The organism is Salipiger sp. HF18 (assembly GCF_011806505.1).
Taxonomy (GTDB): Bacteria; Pseudomonadota; Alphaproteobacteria; order Rhodobacterales; family Rhodobacteraceae; genus Salipiger; species Salipiger thiooxidans.
In genome coordinates, this window is record NZ_JAATOS010000805.1 from 1 (window position 1) to 1145 (window position 1145).

Below are 1145 nucleotides of genomic sequence, written 5' to 3' on the forward strand. Positions count from 1 at the left end.
CGCGCCCCCGCGTCCTCGGCGCTCTGGGCGACGTCGCGGATGTCGCCGGTGACGCGGGCGGTGGCGGCGGCGACGTTATCGGAGGCGCGCCCGACCTCGGTCAGCGACGTGAGCTGGCTGCGGCTGCGGGCATCGAGCGCCTGCAGGAACCCCGCGATATCGACAACCTCGCGCCCGAGCGCCGAGGCGCCCCGGGTCAGGCTGGCCAGTTCGCGCGTCGCCTCCGGCGCCGTGAGGGAAGGATCGTGTTGCATTCCGGGCCCGTGCTGTTTTCGCACAGGCATAGCGCCGGAACTCTCAACATCGGCTTAAGCGGATTGCGCTTCCTGCGCCTGTTGCGCGGCCTCGGTGGCGGCATCGAGCGTCAGCATGATCGAGGCATGACGGTTCTTGTAGGCCTGCGCCGGACGCAGCACCTCTAGGTCGTCGAAGGGAGCCGCGGGGGCGGGGCCGTCCTCCCTGAGCATGGCCCGCAGCGCGTCGCGCGCGGCGGCGATCTCGGCGGGGGGGCAGCCGACGATGGCGCCGCCCACGACCGAGGCCGAGGGCGGGCCGAGCGCGCAGGCCCTCACGTCCTGCGCATAGTCCGCGACGCGCCCGTCGCGCATCACGAGATCGACCGTCACGGTCGAGCCGCAGAGCGGCGAACGCTTCTTGACGCTGGCATCCGGGGTCTCGAGCCTCCCCGTCCGCGGGATGTCCGCGGCGAGGGCGAGGATGCGCTGCGAATAGAGCTTGATGAGGTCGGTCTCGGCGGACATGGCTTTCCCTTTGCGACAGCCCCCCTTAAATAGGCACTGATTTCCCCGGTGCAAAAGGGTTTTTCCGAAATGGGCTTCGATCCCGATACCTTGGTCTATGACGCCAGCGGCCTGATCCCCTGCATCGCGCAGGAGGCCGAGACCGGCGAAGTGCTGATGATGGCGTGGATGAACGCCGACGCGGTGGCGCGCACGCTCGAGAGCGGCCGCGTCACCTATTGGTCGCGCTCGCGCTCGTCCTTCTGGGTGAAGGGAGAGAGCTCGGGCCATGTGCAGGCGCTTGTGGAGTTGCGCGTCGACTGCGCCCGCGACTGCCTGCTGGCGCTGGTGCGCCAGACCGGCCCGGCCTGCCACACCAACCGCCGCTCGTGCTTCTACACCGCC

At 69.9% G+C, this 1145-nt stretch carries 2 protein-coding genes and 1 pseudogene; 1 reads left to right on the forward strand and 2 read right to left on the reverse strand.

The genetic code is table 11. The annotated features are described in order from the left end of the window. Together HC022_RS27115 and HC022_RS27120 are read right to left on the reverse strand one after the other, a co-directional pair. Positions 1 to 254 (reverse strand): annotated as a pseudogene (locus HC022_RS27115) (methyl-accepting chemotaxis protein); the annotation flags it as partial. 54 nt (positions 255 to 308) lie between these two features. Then, positions 309 to 761: an iron-sulfur cluster assembly scaffold protein gene (locus HC022_RS27120; protein WP_167454440.1), complete on the reverse strand. Its 453-nt coding sequence runs from the start codon at positions 759 to 761 to the stop codon at positions 309 to 311. 69 nt (positions 762 to 830) lie between these two features. On the opposite strand from HC022_RS27120, the gene hisI reads away from it, so the two are divergent. Then, a partial coding sequence (hisI, locus tag HC022_RS27125; RefSeq protein ID WP_175583756.1) for a phosphoribosyl-AMP cyclohydrolase occupies positions 831 to 1145 on the forward strand: 315 nt, incomplete at its 3' end.

Coding starts and splice junctions, on each gene's coding strand:
- HC022_RS27120 (WP_167454440.1), bottom strand. CDS start 761: ATGTCCGCCGAGACCGACCTCATCAAGCTCTATTCGCAGCGCATCCTC.